The 361-nt window shown below is 56.0% G+C and carries 1 protein-coding gene; it reads right to left on the bottom strand.

The window, feature by feature from the left end:
• On the bottom strand, positions 1 to 361 hold a 361-nt coding region (locus tag SB765_RS28320; protein ID WP_410932313.1), incomplete at both ends, for a 6-phosphofructokinase.

Raw genomic sequence — 361 nt, 5'->3', positions numbered from 1 at the left:
GACGCAACGGCCGCCGTAACCCTGCATCAGCAGTTCAATGGAGTAGGCACCCATGCGTGAGGCCAGAATAGGGTCATACGCACAAGGTGCACCGCCACGCTGAATGTGGCCCAGAACGGTAGAACGGGTTTCACGCTTGGTTTCTGTTTCGATGAAACGCGCCAGATCGTCGATATCGCAGATGTGCTCGGTAATCGCCACGATAGCGTGCTTTTTACCTTTGGCGATGCCCGCTTTGATTTCCGCTACCAGCTCTTCACGAGTATACGGGAACTCAGGCAGTACGATGAACTCACAGCCACCCGCAATGGCGGCCGCCAGTGTCAGATCGCCACAGTAGCGACCCATCACTTCCACAATC

The sequence above is a fragment of the Pseudomonas sp. SIMBA_067 genome, assembly GCF_046534675.1.
GTDB classification, from domain to species: Bacteria; Pseudomonadota; Gammaproteobacteria; order Pseudomonadales; family Pseudomonadaceae; genus Aquipseudomonas; species Aquipseudomonas putida.
The sequence above is the reverse complement of the archived record's forward strand: the minus strand, read 5'-3'. Positions and strand labels throughout refer to the sequence as shown.